The sequence below is a fragment of the Gemmatimonadaceae bacterium genome (assembly GCA_019752115.1).
Classification (GTDB): Bacteria; Gemmatimonadota; Gemmatimonadetes; order Gemmatimonadales; family Gemmatimonadaceae; genus Gemmatimonas.
Genome location: JAIEMN010000032.1, coordinates 78,121 through 99,279 on the forward strand (window position 1 = coordinate 78,121; position 21,159 = coordinate 99,279).

General features: G+C 67.1%; 18 protein-coding genes. 10 read left to right on the plus strand and 8 right to left on the minus strand.

Annotation, left to right across the window (positions count from 1 at the left end; all coding sequences use genetic code 11):
* Positions 1-3: 3 nt before the first annotated feature.
* The 6 genes from K2R93_15875 to K2R93_15900 form a co-directional block, all read right to left on the minus strand.
* Positions 4-216: a cold-shock protein gene (locus K2R93_15875; GenBank protein ID MBY0491322.1), complete on the minus strand. Its 213-nt coding sequence runs from the start codon at positions 214-216 to the stop codon at positions 4-6.
* A 245-nt stretch (positions 217-461) separates the two neighbouring features.
* A complete protein-coding gene (locus K2R93_15880; GenBank protein ID MBY0491323.1) occupies positions 462-1,427 on the minus strand; it encodes a hypothetical protein in 966 nt (321 codons plus the stop codon).
* 70 nt (positions 1,428-1,497) lie between these two features.
* Positions 1,498-3,606, minus strand: a complete 2,109-nt coding sequence (locus K2R93_15885) for a discoidin domain-containing protein (GenBank protein MBY0491324.1) — start codon at positions 3,604-3,606, stop codon at positions 1,498-1,500.
* 100 nt (positions 3,607-3,706) lie between these two features.
* Positions 3,707-4,984: a NapC/NirT family cytochrome c gene (locus tag K2R93_15890; GenBank protein MBY0491325.1), complete on the minus strand. Its 1,278-nt coding sequence runs from the start codon at positions 4,982-4,984 to the stop codon at positions 3,707-3,709.
* A gap of 168 nt (positions 4,985-5,152) precedes the next feature.
* Positions 5,153-5,701 (minus strand): hypothetical protein, encoded by a 549-nt coding sequence (locus tag K2R93_15895; GenBank protein MBY0491326.1) that lies wholly within the window; start codon positions 5,699-5,701, stop codon positions 5,153-5,155.
* Positions 5,702-5,918: 217 nt separating this feature from the next.
* The gene (locus K2R93_15900) at positions 5,919-6,869 is read right to left on the minus strand and encodes a hypothetical protein (GenBank protein ID MBY0491327.1); all 951 of its coding nucleotides are present in this window, start codon (positions 6,867-6,869) and stop codon (positions 5,919-5,921) included.
* 86 nt (positions 6,870-6,955) lie between these two features.
* On the opposite strand from K2R93_15900, the gene K2R93_15905 reads away from it, so the two are divergent.
* From K2R93_15905 to K2R93_15940, 8 genes are all read left to right on the plus strand, one after another.
* Positions 6,956-7,903, plus strand: coding sequence for an NmrA/HSCARG family protein (locus K2R93_15905; protein ID MBY0491328.1), 948 nt, complete (start codon positions 6,956-6,958; stop codon positions 7,901-7,903).
* A gap of 207 nt (positions 7,904-8,110) precedes the next feature.
* Positions 8,111-9,184 (plus strand): efflux RND transporter periplasmic adaptor subunit, encoded by a 1,074-nt coding sequence (locus K2R93_15910; GenBank protein ID MBY0491329.1) that lies wholly within the window; start codon positions 8,111-8,113, stop codon positions 9,182-9,184.
* Positions 9,185-9,190: 6 nt separating this feature from the next.
* On the plus strand, positions 9,191-12,343 hold the full coding sequence (locus tag K2R93_15915; protein ID MBY0491330.1) for an efflux RND transporter permease subunit: 3,153 nt from the start codon (positions 9,191-9,193) through the stop codon (positions 12,341-12,343).
* Between the two features lie 3 nt (positions 12,344-12,346).
* Positions 12,347-13,795, plus strand: coding sequence for an efflux transporter outer membrane subunit (locus K2R93_15920; GenBank protein ID MBY0491331.1), 1,449 nt, complete (start codon positions 12,347-12,349; stop codon positions 13,793-13,795).
* A 143-nt stretch (positions 13,796-13,938) separates the two neighbouring features.
* Positions 13,939-14,511: a hypothetical protein gene (locus K2R93_15925; GenBank protein MBY0491332.1), complete on the plus strand. Its 573-nt coding sequence runs from the start codon at positions 13,939-13,941 to the stop codon at positions 14,509-14,511.
* Positions 14,512-14,518: 7 nt separating this feature from the next.
* The gene (locus K2R93_15930; protein MBY0491333.1) at positions 14,519-14,857 is read left to right on the plus strand and encodes a YciI family protein; all 339 of its coding nucleotides are present in this window, start codon (positions 14,519-14,521) and stop codon (positions 14,855-14,857) included.
* A gap of 42 nt (positions 14,858-14,899) precedes the next feature.
* Positions 14,900-15,385, plus strand: a complete 486-nt coding sequence (locus tag K2R93_15935) for a hypothetical protein (GenBank protein MBY0491334.1) — start codon at positions 14,900-14,902, stop codon at positions 15,383-15,385.
* A gap of 19 nt (positions 15,386-15,404) precedes the next feature.
* Positions 15,405-16,061 carry a hypothetical protein gene (locus tag K2R93_15940; protein MBY0491335.1) on the plus strand — a complete coding sequence of 219 codons (657 nt, stop codon included), beginning with the start codon at positions 15,405-15,407 and terminating at the stop codon, positions 16,059-16,061.
* Between the two features lie 66 nt (positions 16,062-16,127).
* On the opposite strand, the gene K2R93_15945 is transcribed toward K2R93_15940, so the two are convergent.
* Entirely contained in the window at positions 16,128-17,111 is a 984-nt protein-coding gene (locus K2R93_15945; protein MBY0491336.1) for a D-2-hydroxyacid dehydrogenase, read from the minus strand.
* 5 nt (positions 17,112-17,116) lie between these two features.
* Positions 17,117-18,733 (minus strand): ATP-binding cassette domain-containing protein, encoded by a 1,617-nt coding sequence (locus tag K2R93_15950; GenBank protein ID MBY0491337.1) that lies wholly within the window; start codon positions 18,731-18,733, stop codon positions 17,117-17,119.
* A gap of 121 nt (positions 18,734-18,854) precedes the next feature.
* Here K2R93_15950 and K2R93_15955 point away from each other — a divergent pair, with 121 nt between their 5' ends.
* Positions 18,855-19,859 carry a hypothetical protein gene (locus K2R93_15955; protein MBY0491338.1) on the plus strand — a complete coding sequence of 335 codons (1,005 nt, stop codon included), beginning with the start codon at positions 18,855-18,857 and terminating at the stop codon, positions 19,857-19,859.
* Positions 19,860-19,893: 34 nt separating this feature from the next.
* Positions 19,894-21,090 carry an AraC family transcriptional regulator gene (locus K2R93_15960; GenBank protein ID MBY0491339.1) on the plus strand — a complete coding sequence of 399 codons (1,197 nt, stop codon included), beginning with the start codon at positions 19,894-19,896 and terminating at the stop codon, positions 21,088-21,090.
* Positions 21,091-21,159: the final 69 nt, after the last annotated feature.

Consider the following 21,159-nt stretch of genomic DNA (forward strand, 5'->3'; position numbering starts at 1 on the left):
AGCTTAGCGGCCCATCTTGACGACGTTCTCAGCGGCCGGACCCTTCTGGCCCTGCACGATGTCGAATTCCACCTGCTCACCTTCGGCCAGCGACTTGAAGCCGCTGCCCTGGATGGCCGAATGATGCACGAAGCAATCCTTCTGGCCGTTCGACGGCGTGATGAAACCGAAACCCTTCGCGTCGTTGAACCACTTCACAGTGCCGGTCGTACGCATACGATGCTGCTCCTCTTCTGAAAACCTGGTATCAGTCGGAGCACCATTGCGATGCAAAAGCTACCGACTCCACCTGCTCGTGATCGTCCCTCACGATGGGTCGCCATCACCTGATGGCTTGCGTTGCAACAAAAAAGGGCCCGCTCGCTGGCAGGCCCGGTCTGTCGGAACATGTCCACGCCCCTTGGGACGCGCTTCGCTGTAATGAACCCTAGCGGGGTGCCCACCGGGGCACAATGCGCAATCTAAAGTTTCTCGGAAGAACTTTTGGCCCGGAAACTGGCCGCGCTGCCGGGGGCGACCGCCCGGGCCTCCCGCTCGTACCAGCTCTGATACCCCGACCATCGGCGAGCGGTGGCCTGGTCGATCCAGTCCAGCGGCATCAGCCCGTCCAGCACCAGGAATCGCCCCAGGTGCCGGACCGGGCCGCCCCGGGCGGCCAACCAGTCGGACAGCGGCCCCCCGAGCAAGATGAGGTCGCGGGAGCGCTGGGCCAGATGGACCGCCTCATGGGTCAGGGTGGCGTGGCGCTCGGCGGGGCTCCGGCCGGTGGCATAGGCAATCGTCCCGAGATTGGCGTTCCCGGCCCGGAGGCAGGCCACCCCGGGCGGGCAGTTCACCCCGACGCTGAAGCGCGGGCTCCCGGTGCGAAAAACCGGCGCACCCGTGGTCCCACTGGCTGCCCAATCCAGCTGCAGCCCCTCGCGCGACACCCCCCGCTCAACGAGCCCCCAGAGTGCCCCGCCCGACACGCGGACCCGCCACCCGCCGTTTCCTGTCGTGTCGTGCTGGTGTTCCAGCAGCAGCGGGGAGAGCGGCAGCGTGACGTCGCCCAACAGCGGCGTGCCGCGACCGGCGTTGCGGGCCATGCTCGCCCCGATCGCGACCACCTGTGCGGTCGCGAGTCGCGCCGCGTCCGCCGACCAGGTGCTCACCGCGAAGCCACCGGCCATCACCGCGCCACCGAGGGCACCGCGCCACACGGCCGGGCGGATTGGACGGCCGTCGTGCCAGGCGTGCACCCCGGCGACCCCGGCACCCAGCGCGACGTTGAGGCCGACCACGGCGCCCATGGGGAGGCCACTCGTGTTTGCGCCCACGGAGTTGGCGGGAACCAGCGTTGCCTGCGCGCACGCGACGGACGCGTCCCTGATGAGCATCATCAGCGACAGGGCACCGAAGGCGAGACGGATACGGACACGGAGGCGCATTTCCCGGACGACGGCCACGCCGGGCCCGTCGTCACGAGGGTTTTCCTCACACGCGGGCGATGGCCGCGCGTCAGGGGCGCCAGCGCACCACGGTCACGGAGAGTGGCGGCAACTCGATGGACGCCCCGCGTTGCACACGCTGCGCGGGCGGGGTGTTTCGCACCGTCCGCCCGCCCGCCGGCGCGGTCCGCCACGCGTACTGCGCCGGGCCGTACTGCGTGATTGTCGCCTCCCGATCGCCGAGGGCGGGGACGCGCACGGTGAAGGTGCTCGCCGTGTCATGATGCGTGAGGAGCAGCCGCATTTCACCAGAGGATCGCCGCAGGGTATACGCCGCCGCGCGCTCAGGCTCAACTGCGCCCTGCCCCACCGTGGTCGCGAGCAGCACCGCCGAGTCACCCGCCGCCGGCAACCACTCGCGCTGCAGCAGGCGCACCGCCTGTAACATGGCCGTTGAATCGCGCAGCACGAGATCGTCGGTGACGAGGTGCATCGCGTTGATCCCGAGCGTACCGCACCGCGGCGCCGGCTGCAGGCTGGCCGGCTCCCAGCGGTACACGTAGCCGCGCGTGAGTCCATGTTCGAGCCCGCGGCCGATCACATCGGCAAAGAGCACGGCGGCAGCGAGCGTCACTTCGCTCTCGCCGGCGAAGGCGGAGTACCCGATCTCGGTGAGCATCCACGGCAGATCGGTGAGCGGCGGTGTGAGACGCGCCAACGCCCGCTCGTACACGCCGCGGTGCCGCGCGAGTTGCGGACCCGCCGGGTCACAGGTCGCGTCGAACGGATACCACTCGAAGGTGATGGCCTGCAGCAGGTCGGCCGCGCCCTGCTCCACCAGATGCGCCCGAAAACGCTGCAGCCAGGTGGTGGTCATGGCGGTGTCGGGCCAGAAGCGCACGTCGAGCTGCGTGCTCTGCAGCGACGGGCCCACGAGGGTGAGCGCCGGGTCCACGGCGCGCAGCGCGCGGCCGACCTGTCGATAGAGCGCGCCAAAGTCTTCCGCGCGCACGTACTGACCGTCTGGCTCTTCGCCGATCTCCACCTGCGACACGCGATGACCGCGGGCGCGCAGATAGCGCACGAGCGCCGCCGCATTCTCCGGCGTGTCGTATAGCGCGCCCACCGACCACATGATCGCGCTATCGGCGACCAGTCCGCTCTGGAGCACGCGATCGATCCCGGGATGCTCGAGATCGGGCGAGCGATCCCGCGCGCGATGCCAGGGATCGGTGGACGACGTCCACGTGGCGCTCTGGCGCTGCGACGGGCGATGGCGCACCAGATCGGTGAAGTGCCCCGCGGCATCGACGCGGCCGGCGTACAGCTCGCGAATGGCAAAGCCCAGCGAATCGCGGGGATCCCGACTCCCCGGCAGCGCGGTGTGCGAACTGGTCAGGAGCCGGATGCGCAGCCACCGCGTGGTAAGCGGCGACGCGCTCAGGCGATGCTGCACCGTGCCTCCGCGACCGTGCTGCACGGTGCCCTGCGGAAAGGCCGTCCACTGCCCGGCCGGCCGCGCATCGGCGGGGAGCGCGTTGTCGCCGACCCAGCGCTCCACGATATAGGTCGTCGCCCACGGCGCGGCCCAGGCGATCTGCAGCGCGTTGACCGGCTGCGGGCGACCCAGGTCGAGCACCACCAGCTGCTCGTGCTGCGCCTCCGGCTCACCGGTGTAGCGCGCCGCGAGATACGGGTTGCTCTTCCAGAAGGTGGCGGTGCGTCCATCGGTGAGCCGCGACCAATCGTGCTGCCCCGCCTGATCGAAGGTGTTCCCACGACGCGGGAGGTCGTAGCCGGGCGATGCCAGAATGGGCGCGCCCGGCTGGTCGTCGGACACCCAGTACCCCTGCGCCCGCGCCGCGTCGCTCCAGCGGCCGCGCGGATTCCAGTGCCAGGCCGCGACCGACAGCTCGGTGCGTAACCGATACGACAGCTGGGTGAGCCCGACGCTGCGCATGGCGGTGAGCGCCGCCGGATTCCAGAGGGCATCCACGATGCCGGTATCGTGCGCATCGATGGCGCCACCGAGCAGCGGGGCCGGCCCGACCTGCCGCACGATGCGGGTGGTGTCGATCGTGACCGTCGTCTGCGCTGCCGCGCGGACGCCCACGGCGCTCAGCAGCAGCGCGATGGTCAGCAGCGGCCAGCACGTGGGTCTCACCGGGGACGCGGACATGCGGCGCAAGCTAATCGTTCGCCGGGCCTGTCCCCAACGCGACGCGGGGCCCGTCCGGATGGACGGGCCCCGCGGGCGGATCGTGATGCGCCGGGTTGGGTTACGGGTGCGCCTTGAGCCAATCGATGGAGGCCTGCAGGACCTGCAGCGCGTACACGGGGTTGTGCACACCCATCGAGAGTTCGCTGTTGATGTAGCCGTAGTTATACGCGGCGCCCAGTTCGCCCATCTTCCACGGGCGGCCGATGCGGTCGGCCCACGCGGCGTCGGTGCCCATCGTGATCGTGTTGTTGTAGAGCACCAGCCCCGTCGTCGGCGACACCGTGTTCGCTGCGACCAGCGCGGTGCCGTACTTGTTGGTGCTCGCCGTGTTCAGGAACAGGCGGCCGTAGAAGTCGTGCGTTTGGATGGCGGAGTAGCTCGCCACACCGGTCGTGGCGTTCACCGTCTTCTTGAAGACCTTGCGGGCCGCGAGCAGTTCGGCGAGTTCGATGCGCTTCGCATCAATCTTGGCCTGCGTCGGCGCGATCTTGTCGGACGTGTGGCAGCTCTCGCAGATCGCTTCGTTCGGCTTGAGCGTGTGGCCACCGACCTTGTTGACCGGGTCGTACGTGTTCATGTGGCAGGACGTGCAGTTCCAGTCGCTGTGCTTCCAGGTGCGCGTGTAGCTGACGCCCGTGTACTCGTAGGCGTTCCGGCCCGTGAAGAGGTTCGACTGGTTGCCATCGTGCACCGAGAAGCTCTGGCCGACCTGGTAGTTCACATTCGCGTTGTCGTCCTTGGTGGGCGAGAACGGGAAGAACGCGAGCTGCACATAGGTCTTGGTCGCGCCGAGCGAGTCGGTGTAGGTGTTGGACGTGGTGCCACGGATCTGGTGGCAGTTCACGCACATGTTGTTCATCTCCCCGAAGTCGGTCGTCTTCAGGTTCTGGTCATAGTAGAGCGCGACCGGCGCGGTGGTCTGCAGAATGGCCGTGTTGGTATCGACGGCGAAATCGAAGCCCGAGTGCTTGTGGCAGGTGGAGCAGCCGATGCGCGTCGCGTTCGGAATGTCGTTGGCCACGGTGAACTTGTTGGCGCTCAACTTCTCGAGGAAGCCTTCACTGGTGTGGCAGCCGGCGCACCACTTGGTGTTGCGCGCGCTGGTCGTGCCGGTGAAGTGCTTGGACTGGGCATACTGATCCCCCATCGCCGTCATGTTGGCGGTGGAGTGGCAGGAGAGGCAGGCGCTGTTGGCGTCCTTGCCGTTGGTCCCGTTGGTGCCGTTCGTGCCATTCGTGCCGTTCGTTCCCGCAGGGCCGGCGGGCCCCATGGGGCCTTCGCAGGCCACGGCCAGCAGGGCGCTGGCGAGCAGAAGGGCAATGCGATGGGTGTTCATATGTCAGGCCCGCTCCCGGGGCTGTTCTGCGGTGCGTGCGATAACGCGAGGGGGAGTGCACGTGTGATGAAGTTTCGGAAGCGGCCGCACTTCTACGATCAGCGGATCGCGTGATTTACGTAGGAAAACGTGAAGGGCGCCGTCAGCATTCGGCGCCCTCATTTCGCATCACCACGTCACGCTTGCGAGCACGGTGGCCCCGCCGGATGACGCGGGCGGCGGTGGAACCTCGGCGGCATTCAGCAGCAGTACCATGGCCTCGGGCGACTCGCCGCGTTCACGCACATCGGCCTCCAGCTCCGCCGTCAGCTGCGCCATCGCTGCGGCAGATGCCGCTTCGAGCGTCTCGGCCATCACCAGCACACTGCCCTGCACCGGCACCGTGCCGCCTTCGCGCAGAAACGCGACGAGGAACATCGGTCGGGCGGGAGCGGCCGGCGCGGCCGGCGCGAGCGTGGGCACGGGTTGCGCCGCGTCGGGATCGAGCTCGAGGCAGGCCGCGCGGATGGTGTACTCCCGTCCGACGTCGTAGCCACACCCGGCGGGCGCCTGGCGGATCCGGAGCCGATAGGGCAGCCCCTGCGGCATGGCCTGACGCGCCTGCGCATCGAGCCCCACGACCACCGCGCGCACCGGACCCGCCGGCACGTGAAACTGCACGGCGGCGTCGGCCACGAACGTCGGATGCGGCCCCGCCGCACGCAGTGCACGAACCAACTGTATCGCTGCCGAAGGTGCCATCTGGGAAAGCATCGGGCCCACACGGGCAAAAGGAACGGATCGCCGTCACGCCATCGATGACCGCGACCCGTACATCGGGGCGACGACCGTCGAACCGCCGGGGCAACGTTTCGTGTGGGGCGACACGCCACTTCGCGCCCCATCCCGGGGGCATCGGGTCGAATCTCCCCGCGAGATGCGAGTAGCCCGATCGTCAGCGACTGAGGTCGAGGCGCAGCAGGCGGGCGGAGTAGCGCAGGCGCGCGTCAAAGGGCACGATCTCCGGGCGCCCCGACATCCCGGCGTAGACGTGCTCCGCCAACCAGGCGCGCTCGGCCTCGATGTCGTCCTGCAGTACGTCGCGGAACCAGGCTTTCGTGGTGCCGTCTTCACCCGCGCTCCACCGGTACCCGCGGGCCTTCAGGCGGTCCTTGGTGTCGAAGTGGCTGTTCATCGCCCAGACGCGCGCCTCGCGCTTGCGGGCATTGCGCAGCAAGGCCTGGAACGCGAGCTCGCCTGACGGGAGCGCCGTGGTGAGCAGGTGCACCGCAATCCCACAGTCGATGTCGGCGCGGTGGGCCTCGTAAAACAGACCGCAGTGCTTGTAGGCCAGCCACTCGAGTCGCGCGGACTGCAGCCCCTCCTCCACCCACGGCACGTCGCGCTGGCTGCACGCCCAGGCCGCGCTGGCGAACAGCGGCAGGCGCGCTTCCAGGAAGCCCCGGTCGAAGCTCGCATTGTGGGCAATCACCAGGACGCTGTGGGCCAGCAGCGCGGCCACCGCGTCCTCATCGATACGCTGGCCGGCGACATCGGCGTCGGTGATGCCGGTCAGCCGCGTCACCTCGGGCGGGATCGGCACCCCCGGGTCTTCGTACCACGACACGCAGGGGGACACCTCGAAGATGCGCCCGCTCTCGCGATCGAAGGTGAAGGGGACGATCGCGAGCTGAATGATGGCATCGCGACCGGCCACAAGACCCGTCGTTTCGACGTCGAGAAACAACGCCGTGCGCAGGGGCCGCCCGTCGGCGGCATGGTACGCGGCTCGCGGCTCGAAGCGCTCGACCACGCGATACCGCTCACTCGACTCCAGGGCCGCGCGGATGTCTTCCCACCGGTCGGCGTCGATGCCCAGATGGGCAAGCGGATTGTCGGAAGCCATAGGGGGTCGGAACCGGACGGCGAGGAGCAGGCTTAGATTGAAACGCGGTACCTCACCCCTAAGCTAGCACCTTCCTCGGAGGATTCGTGGCATCTCGTATCATTGCCGTCTTTGGCGCCACCGGCGCGCAGGGCGGTGGGCTGGTGCGCGCCATCGCGGCCGATCCGGCCAGCGGCTTTGTCGCTCGCGCCATCACGCGCAACCCGAACTCGGACAAGGCCAAGGCCCTGGCCGCGCTGGGCGTGGAGGTCGTGGCCGCCGATGCGGACCAGCCCGAGACGCTGGCCCCGGCGCTCGCCGGTGCCTATGGCGCCTTCTGCGTCACGAACTTCTGGGAGCACTTCTCGGCACCGCGCGAAGAGGCGCAGGCCGCGGCGATGGCACGCGCGACCAAGGCGGCGGGCATCCAGCACGTCGTGTGGTCCACGCTCGAGGACACGCGGAAGTGGATTCCGCTCAGCGATTCGCGCCTCCCCACGCTCGCCGATCAGTACAAGGTGCCACACTTTGACGGCAAGGGCGCCGTGGATCATGTCTTCGCGAACGAAGGCGCGCCCACGACGTACATGATGGCCGCCTTCTACTGGGATAATCTCATTCACTTCGGCATGGGGCCGCGCGCCAACGAGCAGGGCGACGCCGTCTTTGCGATGCCGCTGGGTGGTGTGAAGCTGCCGGGTATCGCCGCCGGCGACATCGGCGCCTGCGCCTACGGCATCTTCAAGGAGGGCACGGGACTCGTGGGTCAGCGCATCGGCATCGCGGGCGAGTCGCTCACGGGCGAGGAACTGGCCGCGAAGCTCGGTCGGGCGCTCGGTCGCCCCGTGCAGTTCGTGGACGTGCCGTTCGATGTCTATCGCGGGCTGGGGTTCCCGGGCGCTGAAGACCTCGGGAACATGTTCCAGTTTCAGGCGATCCTGGGCGACGAGTTTCAGGGGTACCGGGATGCCGCCCGGTCGCGGGCGCTCTATCCGGCGCTGCTGGACTTTGACGCGTGGCTGGCGAAGAACGCCGGTGCCATTACGGTCGCCTGAGGGCGTCCATGCTTCGTTGAGACGCGGGGCCGGTCAGCTGACCGGCCCCGTTGTCGTTGGGGGCGCGACCGGGCGTGTCATACGGCCGCCACACCCCTGTTAGGGACGTGTAAGGCTGAATTCGCATCTTCCGTGACGAATTCCGCCATTGGCCTGCACGCGAGTAGCTGCGTGCGCGCACGGTTTGCCATCTCACGTCCCGCATCCATGAAGCTTGTGCTGGGCCTTTCCGCCCTGACGGTCCTCCAGGCGTGCAAGAAGCCGCCCCAGGCTGAGGAAGCCGCCGCGAAGTACGTGGCCACCCGGCCGATCGTGATGGATACGTCGTACGAGAAGCAGTACGTCGCTCAGATCCGCTCCTTCCGCAACATCGAGATTCGCGCGCAGGAGAAGGGCTTCCTCGATCAGATGCCGGTGGATGAAGGGCGCTCGGTGCAGGCGGGGCAGCTGCTCTTCAAGATCATGCCCAAGGTCTACGAGGCGGAGCTGCAGAAGGCCGAGGCGGAGGTGCGCGCTGCGGAGATCGAGCTCGAGAACGCCACGACGCTGGCGGCCAAGAAGATCATCTCCAAGAACGAGCAGGCACTCGCGCAGGCCAAGCTGGATGGCGCCAAGGCCGAAGCCGCGGCCGCGCGCCTGCATCTCTCCTTCACCGACATCCGCGCGCCCTTTGACGGCGTGCTCGATCGCATCCCGAAAAAGCTCGGCAGCCTGATCGAGGAGGGCGAGCTGCTCACGACGCTGTCCGACAACAGCCGGATGTTCGCCTACTTCAATGTCGCAGAGCCGGAGTACCTCGATTACCAGGCGAATCGGGCGGGCAAGGGGAAGCAGACCGTCTCGCTGATGCTTGCGAACAATTCGCGCTTCCCGCACGAGGGGACCATCGAGACGGTCGAGGGGGAGTTCGATAACGAGACGGGCAACATCGCCTTCCGCGCCATCTTCCCGAACCCCGACCGCCTGCTGCGCAACGGGGAAACCGGCAAGGTGCTGCTGCGCGTCCCGTATACGAACGCCCTGATCATCCCACAGAAGGCCACCTACGAGATCCAGGACAAGACGTACGTCTTCGTGATCGACAAGGCCAACAAGGTGCACGCCACGCTCATCACCGTGGCCGGGCGCCTGCCGGACCTGTTCATCGTGGGCAGCGGGATCACCAAGGACGATATGATCCTGCTCGAGGGCGTACAGAAGGTGAAGGACGACGACGTCATCACGTTCGACGTCAAGGACATGAAGGACGTCCTGAAGACGCTGCGCCTGCGCGCGGAATAAGCCGCCATGTGGAATCGGTTCATTCAGCGGCCGATCTTATCGATCGTCCTGTCGCTTCTCGTGCTCTTCGTGGGTGGGCTGGCGCTGTCGCAGCTGCCGGTCACGCAGTATCCGAGCATCTCGCCGCCCAAGGTCACTGTCGTGGCCGACTATCCGGGCGCCAATAACGAACTGCTCATCAAGGCCGTGGTCATCCCCCTCGAGCGCGCCATCAACGGGGCGCCGGGGCTCAAGTACATCGCCTCTGACGCCGGCAACGACGGCGAAGCGAACATCCAGGCGGTGTTCAACCTCGGCACGGACCCCAATCAGGCCACGCTCGCGGTCCAGAACCGCGTGGCATCGGTGGTGAACAAGCTGCCGCCGATCGTGGTGCGTGAAGGCGTGAAGATCACGCGCGAGGAGCCGAACATGCTCCTCTACATCAACGTCTACTCGGACGATCCGACCGCCGACCAGAAGTTCCTCTTCAACTTCGCCGACATCAACCTGCTGTCGGAGCTCAAGCGGGTCGATGGCGTGGGCTTTGCCGACATCCTCGGCAACCGCGAGTATGCGATGCGTATCTGGCTCAAGCCGGAACGCCTCACCGCGTTCAAGGTCTCGGCGGACGAAGTGATGGAAGCGCTGAGCGCGCAGAGCCTCGAAGCCTCGCCGGGCAAGACCGGCGAAAGTTCGGGCAAGCGCTCGCAGGCATTCGAGTACGTCATCAAGTACCCGGGCCGCTATACGACCAAGGAGGAATACGAGAAAGTCGTGATCCGGGCCCTCCCCAACGGCGAGATCCTGCACCTCAAGGATGTCGCCGACGTGGAGTTCGGCAGCTCGATGTACGACATCTACTCCACGATCAACGGCAAGCCGTCGGCCGCCATCGTCCTCAAGCAGTCGTACGGCAGCAATGCCAACCAGGTCATCGCCGACGTCAAGACGCGCCTCGAGGAGATCGCGACGTCCACCTTCCCCAAGGGGATGCACTACGAGATCAGCTACGACGTCTCGAAGTTCCTCGACGCCTCCATCGAGAAGGTGATCCACACCCTGATCGAGGCGTTCATCCTCGTCGGGCTGGTGGTGTTCATCTTCCTGGGCGACTGGCGCTCCACGATCATCCCGGCGATCGCCGTGCCGGTCTCGCTGATCGGCACCTTTGCGTTCATGCAGCTGTTCGGCATCACGCTCAACCTCATCACGCTGTTCGCGCTGGTGCTGGCGATCGGCATCGTGGTCGACAACGCCATCGTGATCATCGAGGGCGTGCACGCCATCATGGAGCAGGAGCATCTGGGGCCGCTGCCCGCCACGCGCAAGGCGGTGGACCAGCTGGCGGGCGCCATCATCGCCATCACGCTGGTCATGGCGGCGGTGTTCGTGCCGGTCGGCTTTCTGTCCGGCCCGGTCGGCATCTTCTACCGCCAGTTCTCGATCACGATGGCCACGGCCATCGTCCTGTCCGGCTTCGTGGCGCTCACGCTCACTCCGGCGCTCTGCGCCATGTTGCTCAGGCCGCACGTGCAGCATGGCGAACGACGCACGCCGATTGGCCGCTTCCTCGACGCGTTCAATCGCATCTTCGGTCGCGTCACCGATCGGTACGTGGGGCTGCTCAAGGTGATTGCCTCGCGCCGCGTGATCACCTACGGCGTGCTGCTGCTTCTCTGCGGCGCCACCTGGTTCACCTCGCGGACCGTGCAGAGCGGCTTCATTCCCAACGAAGACCAGGGGATGTTCTACGCCATCGTGCAGACGCCACCGGGCTCCACCCTGGAGCGCACGAACGACATCGTGCGCCGCCTGCAGAAGGTGGCTGAAGACGTGGATGGCGTGAAGTCGGTGTCGTCGCTCGCCGGCTACGAGATCCTGACCGAAGGCACGGGCGCCAACACCGGCACCTGCCTCATCAACCTCAAGGATTGGAGCGAGCGCGAGCACTCGGCGCAGGAGATCATCACCGAGATGGAAGAGAAGGTGAAGGACATAACGGGCGCCAACATCGAATTCTTCCTGCCCCCTGCCCTGCCGGGCTACGGGGCGGCCGGCGGCTTTGAACTGCGCCTGCTCGACAAGGCCGGCTCCGGCGACTATAAGCGCATGGAGCAGATCAATACCGACTTCGTGGCGGCACTCAACAAGCGGAAAGAGCTGAACAGCGTCTTCAGCTTCTACAGCGCCAGCTTCCCGCAGTACATGCTGCGCATCGACAACGAGCTGGCCCAACAGAAGGGCGTGAGCGTGGACAACGCCCTCAATACGCTCTCCACGCTGCTCGGGTCGAACTACGAGATCTCGTTCATCAAGTTTGACCGCCAGTACAAGGTCATCGTGCAGGCGGCACCGGAGTACCGCGCCCAGCCGGAGGACATCCTCAAGCTGTCGGTGAAGAACAGCCGCGATGAAATGGTCCCGTACTCCGCCTTCATGCACATGGACAAGGTGTACGGCCTGTCGGAGATCACGCGGCACAACATGTCGAATGCGTCGGAAATCTCCGGGGCGGCGTCTCCGGGCTACAGCAGCGGCGACGCCATTCGGGTCGTGACGGAGGTGGCCAAGCAGGCGCTCCCGCGCGGCTTCGACATCGACTGGGCCGGTATCTCGCTCGACGAAGTCCGCCAGGGCAATCAGGCGATCTACATCTTCATCGTGTCGCTGGTGTTCGTGTACCTGATCCTGTCGGCGCAGTACGAGAGCTTCATTCTGCCGCTGGCGGTGATTCTCTCGCTCCCGGCCGGTGTCTTCGGGGCCTTCGCCTTCCTGCTGCTGACGGGGCTCGAGAACAACATCTACGCGCAGATCGCGATGGTGATGCTCATCGGTCTCCTGGGCAAGAACGCCGTGCTCATCGTGGAGTTCGCCTCGCAGCGCCACGCCGAAGGGTGGTCGGTCCGTGAGGCCATGATCGAAGGCGCCCGCGCCCGATTCCGCCCCATTCTCATGACCTCGTTCGCGTTCATCGCCGGCCTGGTGCCGCTGATGTTCGCGACCGGCCCCGGCAAGCTGGGGAACCGGACGATCGGCACGGCCGCCTTCGGCGGCATGCTCATGGGCACGCTCCTTGGCGTCATCCTGATTCCTGGTCTGTACTACGCCTTTGCTCGCCGGTCGGAGAAGCATCCGTTCCACGCGACCGAAGACGAGCGTCCGCTGACGGAGGTCTGACCCATGCGCTTCTCCAAGACGTTTCGCGTGGGCGCGCCGGCCATCGCCGCGGTGCTGGCCGGGTGTGTGGCGCCCAAGCTGCCCCCCGAGCCGGTCGCGCCGTCTGTTCCCACGACCTACGGCGTGCCGGGCGAGGGTACGCGCCAGAGCGACACGATTTCCGTCGCCGACATGGGGTGGCGGCAGTTCTTCGCCGACACCACGCTGCTGGGGCTCATCGATACCGCCGTCCGCAACAACCCCGAGCTGCTCTCCACCTTGCAGGAGGTGGAGATGTCGCGTGCCGAGCTGCGCGGCGTGCGCGGGCAGCTGTTCCCGCGTGTCTCGCTCGGCGGCGGGCTGGGGATCGACAAGGCGGCGCGCTACACGGCGGAGGGGGCGGGCAACGCCTCGACGGATATCACCGAGGGGAAGCGGGTGCCCGACCCGATCGGCGACCTGAGTCTTGGCTTCACCGCCGCGTGGGAGGCCGACGTGCGCGGCAAGATCCGCAACCAGAAGGGTGCGGCGCTGCAGCGGTACCTCGGCTCCATCGAAGGCAGCCGCTACGTTCTGACGGGGCTCGTCGCCGAGGTGGCGAACACCTACTACGAGCTCACCGCGCTCGACGCCAAGCTCGCCATCGTGCGGCAGGCGATCGCCCTGCAGCGCAACGAACTCGACGTCGTGCGGGCCCAGCGCGAGGCGGCGGGGGTCACGGAGCTTGCGGTGAAGCAGTTCGAGGCGCTGCTCCTCAACGCGCAAACGATCGAGGTGAAGCTGCAGCAGCAGATCCGCGAGACGGAGAATCGCCTGAACCTGCTGCTGGGTCGTTATCCGCAGCCGGTGGCGCGTCCGTCGGCGTTGCCGAGCGGGCTGGGCATGCGCACGCTGGCGCAGGGGCTCCCGTCGCAGCTGCTGCGGAATCGCCCCGACATCCGCGCGGCGGAGCTTGAGCTCAAGGCGTCGCGCTTCGATGTGAAGGCCGCGCGGGCGGAGTTCCTGCCGGAGGTCAATCTCACGGCCGGTCTGGGCGTGCGGGCGTTTACGGCCAATTATCTGTTCCAGACACCCGAGTCGATGGCGTATGGACTTGCCGGGGACTTGATGGCGCCGCTGATCAATCGCATCGGGCTCAAGGCCGAGTTCCAGCGGGCGAGTGCGGCGCAGCAGAAGGCACTGCTCGGCTATCGGCAGTCCATCCTCTCCGGGGTCACCGAGGTCTCGACACTGGTGACTGCGCTGGACACATATGAGCGGGGGCTGCAGCTCAAGACGCAGCAGGCCGCGGCGCTCGACAGCGCGGTCAGCGTGGCGGGCGACCTCTTCAATGCGGCGCGCGCGAACTATCTCGAGGTGCTCACGGCCCAGCGCGAGGCGATCGACGTGAAGCTCGAGCTGGTGGAGGCGCAGCTGCGGCAGCGGGTGACGCTGACGAATCTGTACCGGGCACTGGGCGGCGGGTGGAAGTAGGGCGGACGGCCCTGGGGTGCTGGTCGTAGCACCCCACGCTGGCGCGTCCAATGCGCCTTTGCCACGGCTCCTGGTGCTACACGGACTAGCGAAGTCGGGTGTCCGCGCGGTATCGTCAGACATCTGCTTCGAGGTCGTCTGCAATGCCGTTGGTGATTGTCGCGTTGATTGCCCTGCTGATCCCGGCGCGCCTCTCGGCGCAGGTGTACCACTTCGGGCCGCGCTTTCTGTACGATGAGCGCGTCGAACTCCGCGAGGATACGGCCCTCGTACGGAGCTTTACGCCAGTCGCGCCGTGGGGCGATCTCCCACAGACCTGCGCTGCGTTCAGCCCGCCCAATGTGCTGGACTTTCCGGACTACGGGCTGCACGCGCCCCGGCGGGATGGGTGGCACGCCATGATGTTCGTCTGGTTCACGGCGAACGGCCGTGATGTGTCGCGGGCGCAGATTGTGCGCACGGCCGCCACGCTGCCCCTCTATCGTGACGGCAACGTTCCCATCGTCGATCCGCTCACTCCGCTGACGGACCAGACCATCATCAGCATAGACTTTGCCGACAGTTCCCTCACGGCGTACAATCGCGTGCAGTCACGTCCGCTCCCCGGCGTACGGCTCAGTCTGAGAACGACTGGGGATCCGCCACCGTTCGTGGACGAAAGCCTTAAACAGATCGCGGCCGCCAAGCGTCTGTGTTTGGCCCGATCCAAAGCCTAGCCCAACGATGAAATACCTGATCTCCTTCCCCGCCGCCGCGATGCAGGTGCCTCCCGAGGAGCTGGTGTCGGTCGGTGAGGCAGCGCGTGCCGTCATTCGCGAGGCCAAGCAGGCTGGCGTGTATGTGTTCGGCGGCGGGATCAACAGCAGCGTGGCGCCGGTGCTGGTCGCGGGTGATGGCACCGTCTCGCGCGAGACGTATCCGCAGACGCGTGCGTTTGACGGTGGCTACTGCGTGCTCGAGCTCCCGTCGCGTGAGGCCGCCATCGAGTGGGCGGCCAAGATCGCTGCGGCCTGCCGATGTGCGCAGGAGCTGCGTGAGTTCGGGTACGACCCTGAGAGCTGATTCGCCTCGACTGGCCGCATTGGCTGCCCACCGTCCAGACCAATGACCGAACGCCAATATTTCTTCCGCGCCCTGCTGTTTCCGCTGGTACTGCCCCTCGCTGCGTGGGGGCTTGTGCTGCTCATGCAGCAGTCGGGACACGCGTATCGGACACCGACCGACGCGATCTACAAGAGCGCGTCCCTCCTTGCCTTCACGGGCGCGTTCTCCACGATCCCCTATCTGCTCTACCTCGGCCCCGCGATCTGGTGGGCGCGCACACGACCCAGCGCCAATCTCCGTCGCGTGGCGTGGTGGGCTCCGGCGCTGATCGCGGTGGGCGTCTGCACGCTGAACGCCGGCGACCTGCTCTGGCGCGGGCAGACCACCTCCGTCGCGATCGAGTCCGCCATCTACGGGGGCGCTGCGCTCGTGGTCGGCTACGCCTACGTGCTGCTCGTGTTCGCGTCGCTCACGCTGCTGCGCGCCGCGGGGCTTGTCCACACGACGGATCACCGGACAACGCCAGTGCCGTCAACGTCAGTTTGATCCTCCCGCGCCTCCTGGCATGCTCCTCTCCGCCCTACTCATCGCCAGCACGCTGCTGATGCCCCTGGCTTCATCGCGATGCTCGCCGGTCATCCGGCATTTCAACAAACCGGCGCATCATCTCACGCTCTGGGCGCGTACCGGGCGCGACTCCGTATTTGTGGGCAAGGAGTACGGTCAGGTGTTCGATCTCGTGCGTGTCGATGGCGCCACGACGCCGGCGGTTGGCGCTGCCCCACGCGTAGTGCTCGTGTGGTGGGGACTCACCGCCAGCTGCGAACGCGTTCGCGATACCGCGTGGACGCCGGTTCCCACGGGAGAGGCGCTCGTTGTAGCGCAGCCGCGACCGGAGGGACAGTGGATCCAGGGGATGCCGACGTTCGACATCCTCCTGAATGAGCTGTATATCCCGGCCCGCGCCCAGCAGCAGTTTCCCCGCTCAACACCACTTGGCATCGGCGAGTACTGGCCACTGTTCGCGATGGTGCCAGCGGCGGAGCTGTCTCCCGCGGACGCCCGCCCGTACTGGGAACGCGTGCTCGCTTGGGGCCGCGCGAATCCAACTCGCGCGTCCCGTACCCCAGCCCGCCAGCTGCTGTGCCATGCGAAAGATCGTCTGGAGCTGCTGCGACGCGGGGTGGACACCTCGCAGTACCTCTTCGAGGAGCGATGCTAGTTGTTCCCGCCATGCCGCTTCGTCGCGGGACGAGTCCGGCGCTTCTCGCGTGACTCTCCCGCCGGCTCAGTACCCAGCCGTCAGATCCACGGGATAGCGCAGCGGTTCATCCGCCAGATAGCGCTGCAGATTCTCGACGTACAGCGCCGTGATCAGATCCCAGTGCTGCGCATTGAACCCCGACACGTGCGGCGTCAGGATCACGTTCGCCATGTCCCAGTACGGATGATCGGGCGCCAGCGGCTCCTCGAGAAAGACATCGAGCACCGCCCCGCCCACCGCACCACTCCGCAGCGCGCTCAGGAGTGCCGGCTCATCCACGATCGATGCGCGCGCCACATTCACCACCACCGCGCCCGGATTGAGCAACGCCAGCTCGCGCGCGCCGATCAGCCGCTCGGTGGCGCTGCCACTCGGCGCGGCCAGCACCAGTACATCGGCGCCGGTGATGGCGTCGTGCAACTGGTCGGGCCCGTACACCTGCGACACGCAGGACGGTGTGGGCTGCGCCGGGTTCCGACGCACGCCCACCACGGTCATCTCGAAGGCGTGCGCGCGCTGCGCGATCGCGAGGCCGATGTCCCCCAGTCCGATGATCGCCATCCGCTTGCCGCGCTGCACCGTGGGGAGTTCATCGAACAACGCGTTCTGAATCCAGGCGTGCTGGCGCTGCGCAGCCAACATGCGGTCAAAGCGCCGCCCTAGCACGAGCAGCCCGCCCATCACCGTTTCGGCGATGGGCACCCCCTGAATGCCGCGCGAGTTGCTGACTTGGATGCCGCGCGCCGCCAGTTCGGCGATGGGCAGGAGCCCCAGCACATTGACCGCCGTCGAGTGGACCCAGCGCAGCTTCGGTGCGGCCGCGACCATCTCCGGCGTCAGACGCGACGACAGCGCTGCGTCGGCATCCACGATACCCGCCAGCGCCTCCTCGGGGGTGTGCGCATGCACGAACGTGATGTCCGGAAAGCGCGCCCGCAGCGCATTGACCGCACGGTCGGGGAGCGTCCACTGCTTCACCCCGAACGAGACGTAGCAGAGGATCCGCATGGCGCTTACCGCCCGCCCTTCTTCTCGACGTGCGCCTCCCACTCGTGGAACGGTCCGTCGTAGTCCTTGAGCTGCGAGCCCTCGAAGTACCACACACGCGTCGCCACCTCGCGCAGGAAGGCGCGGTCGTGGCTCACGAGCAGCACCGTGCCCTCGTACTCCTCGAGCGCATCTTCCAGCACTTCGATGTTCTCGACGTCCAGGTGATTGGTGGGCTCGTCGAGCACGAGCAGGTTCGCGCCGGAGAGCGTCATGATCGCCATCGCCATGCGCGCGCGCTCGCCACCGCTCAGGCTCGTGATGGGGCGCTGCACTTCGTCGCCCGAAAAACCGAACGCACCGAGGCAGTTCTGCACCTGGCCACGATTCCAGAGCGGGCGGAGGTCCTGAATGGCGTCGTACATCGACTTGTTGAGCGGCAGGTCACTCAGGTCCTGCCGGAACCACGCCGGCGTGACCGACGCGCCCACCTTGGCTTCCCCACGCGCGGGCGCGCGGTCGCCGAGGATGGTGTGAATGAAGCTCGACTTGCCGGCGCCGTTGGGCCCCACAAGCGCCACGAAGTCGTTGCGGCGGAGCACGGCCGTGAAGTCTTCCACGAGCACGCGCCCGGGCACTTCCACGCGCAGGTCCTTGATGGCGATGACCTGATCGCCGCCCCGTTCGTTCACGGTGAACTCGAGCGTCATCGCAGCCGGATCACCCGGCGGCGGCGCGAGGCGCGGCAGGCGCTCGAGGCGCTTGCGCTTGCCCTTGGCCTGAAAGGAGTTCACGCCGGCGATGTTCCGACGGATGTACTCCTCCTCCTTCTTCACGTAGGCGCGCTGCTTTTCGAGCTCGCGTTCCCGCGTGAGGCGCCGTTCGGCGCGCTGCGGCACGAACTGGCTGTAGTTCCCCTTGTACCACTCGCTGGTCTTGGCTTCGATGTGCAGGATGTGCGTGCAGATCGCGTCGAGGAAGGCACGGTCGTGCGAGACGACCAGCACGGTTTCGTCGCAGTCCTTGAGCCACTCCTCGAGCCAGTTGATGGTTTCGAGGTCGAGGTGGTTGGTGGGCTCGTCGAGCATGAGCAGATCGGCCGGTGCAATGAGCTGCGCCGCGAGCCCCACGCGCCCGCGCTCACCACCCGATAAGGTGCTCACGAGCCGCGTCTTGCTCTCCTCGGCGTCAAAGCCCAGGCCCTGGAGCACGGCGTCCACGCGCGAATGGTAGATGTAGCCACCGAGATCGCCGAAGCGCTCCTGCAGGTGCCCGAATTCCTCGAGCATCGCCTCGGTGACCTTGTCGCCGAGTTCCCCGAGCTGCATGGCCTGCTCCGCGATCTTCTGCTCGAGGGCAATGACCTCGCGCCACGCCGCCGCGCCGGCCTGCCACACGGTGGTGGCGCCTTCGAAGGCGCGATGCTGGTCGAGGAGCGCGTGGCGCATGCCCGGCTTGCGGGCCACACTGCCGACGTTCGCCGGCCGATCGCCGGTGATGACGCTGAAGATCGACGTCTTCCCCGCCCCGTTGCGCCCGATGATCCCCCACCGTTCGCCCTCGGCGACGGTGAAGGTGATGTCCTTGAGCAGCTCGGTGGCGCCGAAGGAAATGCCGATGTTGGAGCAGGAGAGAAGCGTCACGCGAGCCGACCGGGAGAACGAGAATGGGGGAACCCCGAAAAGTAGCGACCTCAGCCCCTCCATTGCCCCCCGGGTCATTTGACCTCAAACCACCCGGCCAGCGCCCCCCGTCCAATCGGGCATGATCACCTTCCACGTCTCCCGCGCCTCCCGCCGCCGCCCGATCGCCGCGGCGTGTACCCTCCTTACGGCGACCCTGCTCCTCGGGGCGCTCCCGGCCCACGCGCAGGTCAACCGCGACCCCGAGCGTGCCCGCTTCGTCACCGACGACATCACGCACTTCTGGGCAGCCTTCGACGCCCGAGGCGCGCTGGGGACGGCGGCGGCCATGGATTCGCTGTACTTCGCCCCTGCCACCGCCGGCCTGCAGGACTTCCGGCGCCTGCGGCTCCAGGACCCGGCGATCTTCGCGCGCACGGTGGATGCCGCGTCGCGCTACTACGCCTCCACCCGCGAAAGCACGCTGCGCATTGCGGGCTTCGAGCCACAGCTCCGTCAGGTCCTCCGCACGCTCGCCGCGCAGCTGCCCGACGCCGTGTTTCCGGACGTGTACTTCGTGATGTGGCGTCTCAGCACCGGTGGCACCACCGGCCCCGCGGGGCTGCTGATCGGCGCCGAGATGTACGGGCGCACTGCCGACAGCCTGCTCGGGAAGCCACTCAACGACTGGCATCGCGCCGTGCTGCGCCGGGTGGACGACCTGCCGGGGATCGTGTCGCATGAGCTGGTGCACTACCAGCAGCGACCGGATGGGCCGACGCTGCTCGAGAAGGCCTTGCGCGAAGGCATCGCCGATTTCGTCGGCGAGCGGATCAGCGGCATGAACATCAATGCGCCGGCCGTCGCGTGGGCGACCTCGCACGAAGCCGAGCTGTGGGCGGAATTCCAGGGGGCCATGCTCGGCACGGACTACTCACGCTGGCTCTTCAACGGCAGCAGCAGCATCGATCGGCCGGCCGATCTCGGCTACGTGATGGGGTATCGCATCGCGCAGGCGTGGTTCGCACGGCATGGCGGCGAGCGGGGCGCGCTGCGGCGCATGCTGAACGTGGAGGGGCTCGCGTCGGCGCAGCGATTCCTTGCCGAGAGCGGGTATGCGCCCGGGGGCGGCCCACGCCCGCCCTGACCAACGGTGCCACCCGCATGCAAGTTGAGAGCACATGCTCTCCTTCGGCACGCTCAGCTTTCTGCTCACCCTCGGCGCCCTGAACGGACTGGGCGTCGCAGTGCTGTTGCTGAATACGCGCGGCAACCGCGTGGCGAATCGCTTTCTGGCGGCGTTGCTGTTCGTGCTGGCGATGCGCCTGGTGCCGTACATCATCGGCTATGCCGGTGCGTACGACCGGTGGCCCTGGCTGTCGTTTGCCCCGTTCGACATGCCCCTGGCGATCGGGCCGCTGCTGTTCCTGTACGTCGCGCGCCTGACGAGCGGAGAGATGCCCCGCCGCTGGTGGCTGCATCTACTACCAGCCGCGACGCATTTCACGGTCTACTTCGCGTTGTTCGCGTTTGTCTCGCTGGAAACGCGTCACGCCCTGGTGGGCCGCTGGATCGATCCAGTCGTGGCGCCGGCCATCACCGCCGGTGCGTTGGGGGGCCTCGCGTGGTATGGGTGGCTCGCGCTGGGCCGGTTGCGCCAGTACCAGCAGTGGCTCGACGACCATCTCTCGAACCGCGAGGAATACCGGCTCACGTGGCTGCGCGTGTTGCTCACGGTGATGGCGCTGCTGGCGGTGGTATGGGGTGGCTATGCCATCACCGATGCGCTGATCCACCCGCTCAGCTATTTCGACGAATTCCCCTTCTACCTCGCGCAGTCGGCGGCCGCGTGGGTGCTCGGCCTGCTCGCGTGGCGCGCGGCCGCGCTCCGCTACCCGACGCCGGCGGATCTGGCCGCGGAGACCACCACACCATCGCCGGCCACCGTACCGACCGATTCGGCGGACTCGGCCGTACGCGCGCGCGGGCAGGACTGGCCGGCGCTCGGCGCCGAGTATCTGGCCGCCTTGCGAAGGCATGAGTGGTGGCGGGATCCGCAGCTGACGCTCGACAAGCTGGCCCAGCAGCTCGCGACGAACAGCTCCTATGTGTCGAAGGCCCTCAATCAGGGGCTCGGTCAGGGGTTCAATGAATGCGTGAACCGGTTGCGGGTGGAGGCGGTGGCCGCCGATCTGCGCGCGGGCAGCGCCCTCGATCTCGTGCAGATCGGGTTCGACAACGGCTTCAACTCCAAAGCCTCGTTCCAGCGCGCGTTCGTGCTGTACATGGGGCAGACGCCCAGCGCCTACCGTGACGCGGTCCGGAAAGGACAGGTCTCACCCGTCGGCTCGCCGGCTGAGACGTCTCAAAATCCGTGAAGTCGTTGTCGCGCCAACGATTGCGACCTGGCGGGGGGCCGCGATGGGTAGGGTTGGCCGTCCACCTTC

What these genes read in the sequence shown, in the direction of transcription:
- K2R93_15940 (MBY0491335.1), top strand. Translation starts at nt 15,405, where the DNA reads ATGCTCCTCTCCGCCCTACTCATCGCCAGCACGCTGCTGATGCCCCTG.
- K2R93_15935 (MBY0491334.1), top strand. Translation starts at nt 14,900, where the DNA reads ATGACCGAACGCCAATATTTCTTCCGCGCCCTGCTGTTTCCGCTGGTA.
- K2R93_15880 (MBY0491323.1), bottom strand. Translation starts at nt 1,427, where the DNA reads ATGCGCCTCCGTGTCCGTATCCGTCTCGCCTTCGGTGCCCTGTCGCTG.
- K2R93_15960 (MBY0491339.1), top strand. Translation starts at nt 19,894, where the DNA reads ATGCTCTCCTTCGGCACGCTCAGCTTTCTGCTCACCCTCGGCGCCCTG.
- K2R93_15915 (MBY0491330.1), top strand. Translation starts at nt 9,191, where the DNA reads ATGTGGAATCGGTTCATTCAGCGGCCGATCTTATCGATCGTCCTGTCG.
- K2R93_15945 (MBY0491336.1), bottom strand. Translation starts at nt 17,111, where the DNA reads ATGCGGATCCTCTGCTACGTCTCGTTCGGGGTGAAGCAGTGGACGCTC.
- K2R93_15885 (MBY0491324.1), bottom strand. Translation starts at nt 3,606, where the DNA reads ATGTCCGCGTCCCCGGTGAGACCCACGTGCTGGCCGCTGCTGACCATC.
- K2R93_15890 (MBY0491325.1), bottom strand. Translation starts at nt 4,984, where the DNA reads ATGAACACCCATCGCATTGCCCTTCTGCTCGCCAGCGCCCTGCTGGCC.
- K2R93_15920 (MBY0491331.1), top strand. Translation starts at nt 12,347, where the DNA reads ATGCGCTTCTCCAAGACGTTTCGCGTGGGCGCGCCGGCCATCGCCGCG.
- K2R93_15910 (MBY0491329.1), top strand. Translation starts at nt 8,111, where the DNA reads ATGAAGCTTGTGCTGGGCCTTTCCGCCCTGACGGTCCTCCAGGCGTGC.
- K2R93_15925 (MBY0491332.1), top strand. Translation starts at nt 13,939, where the DNA reads ATGCCGTTGGTGATTGTCGCGTTGATTGCCCTGCTGATCCCGGCGCGC.
- K2R93_15875 (MBY0491322.1), bottom strand. Translation starts at nt 216, where the DNA reads ATGCGTACGACCGGCACTGTGAAGTGGTTCAACGACGCGAAGGGTTTC.
- K2R93_15955 (MBY0491338.1), top strand. Translation starts at nt 18,855, where the DNA reads ATGATCACCTTCCACGTCTCCCGCGCCTCCCGCCGCCGCCCGATCGCC.
- K2R93_15930 (MBY0491333.1), top strand. Translation starts at nt 14,519, where the DNA reads ATGAAATACCTGATCTCCTTCCCCGCCGCCGCGATGCAGGTGCCTCCC.
- K2R93_15900 (MBY0491327.1), bottom strand. Translation starts at nt 6,869, where the DNA reads ATGGCTTCCGACAATCCGCTTGCCCATCTGGGCATCGACGCCGACCGG.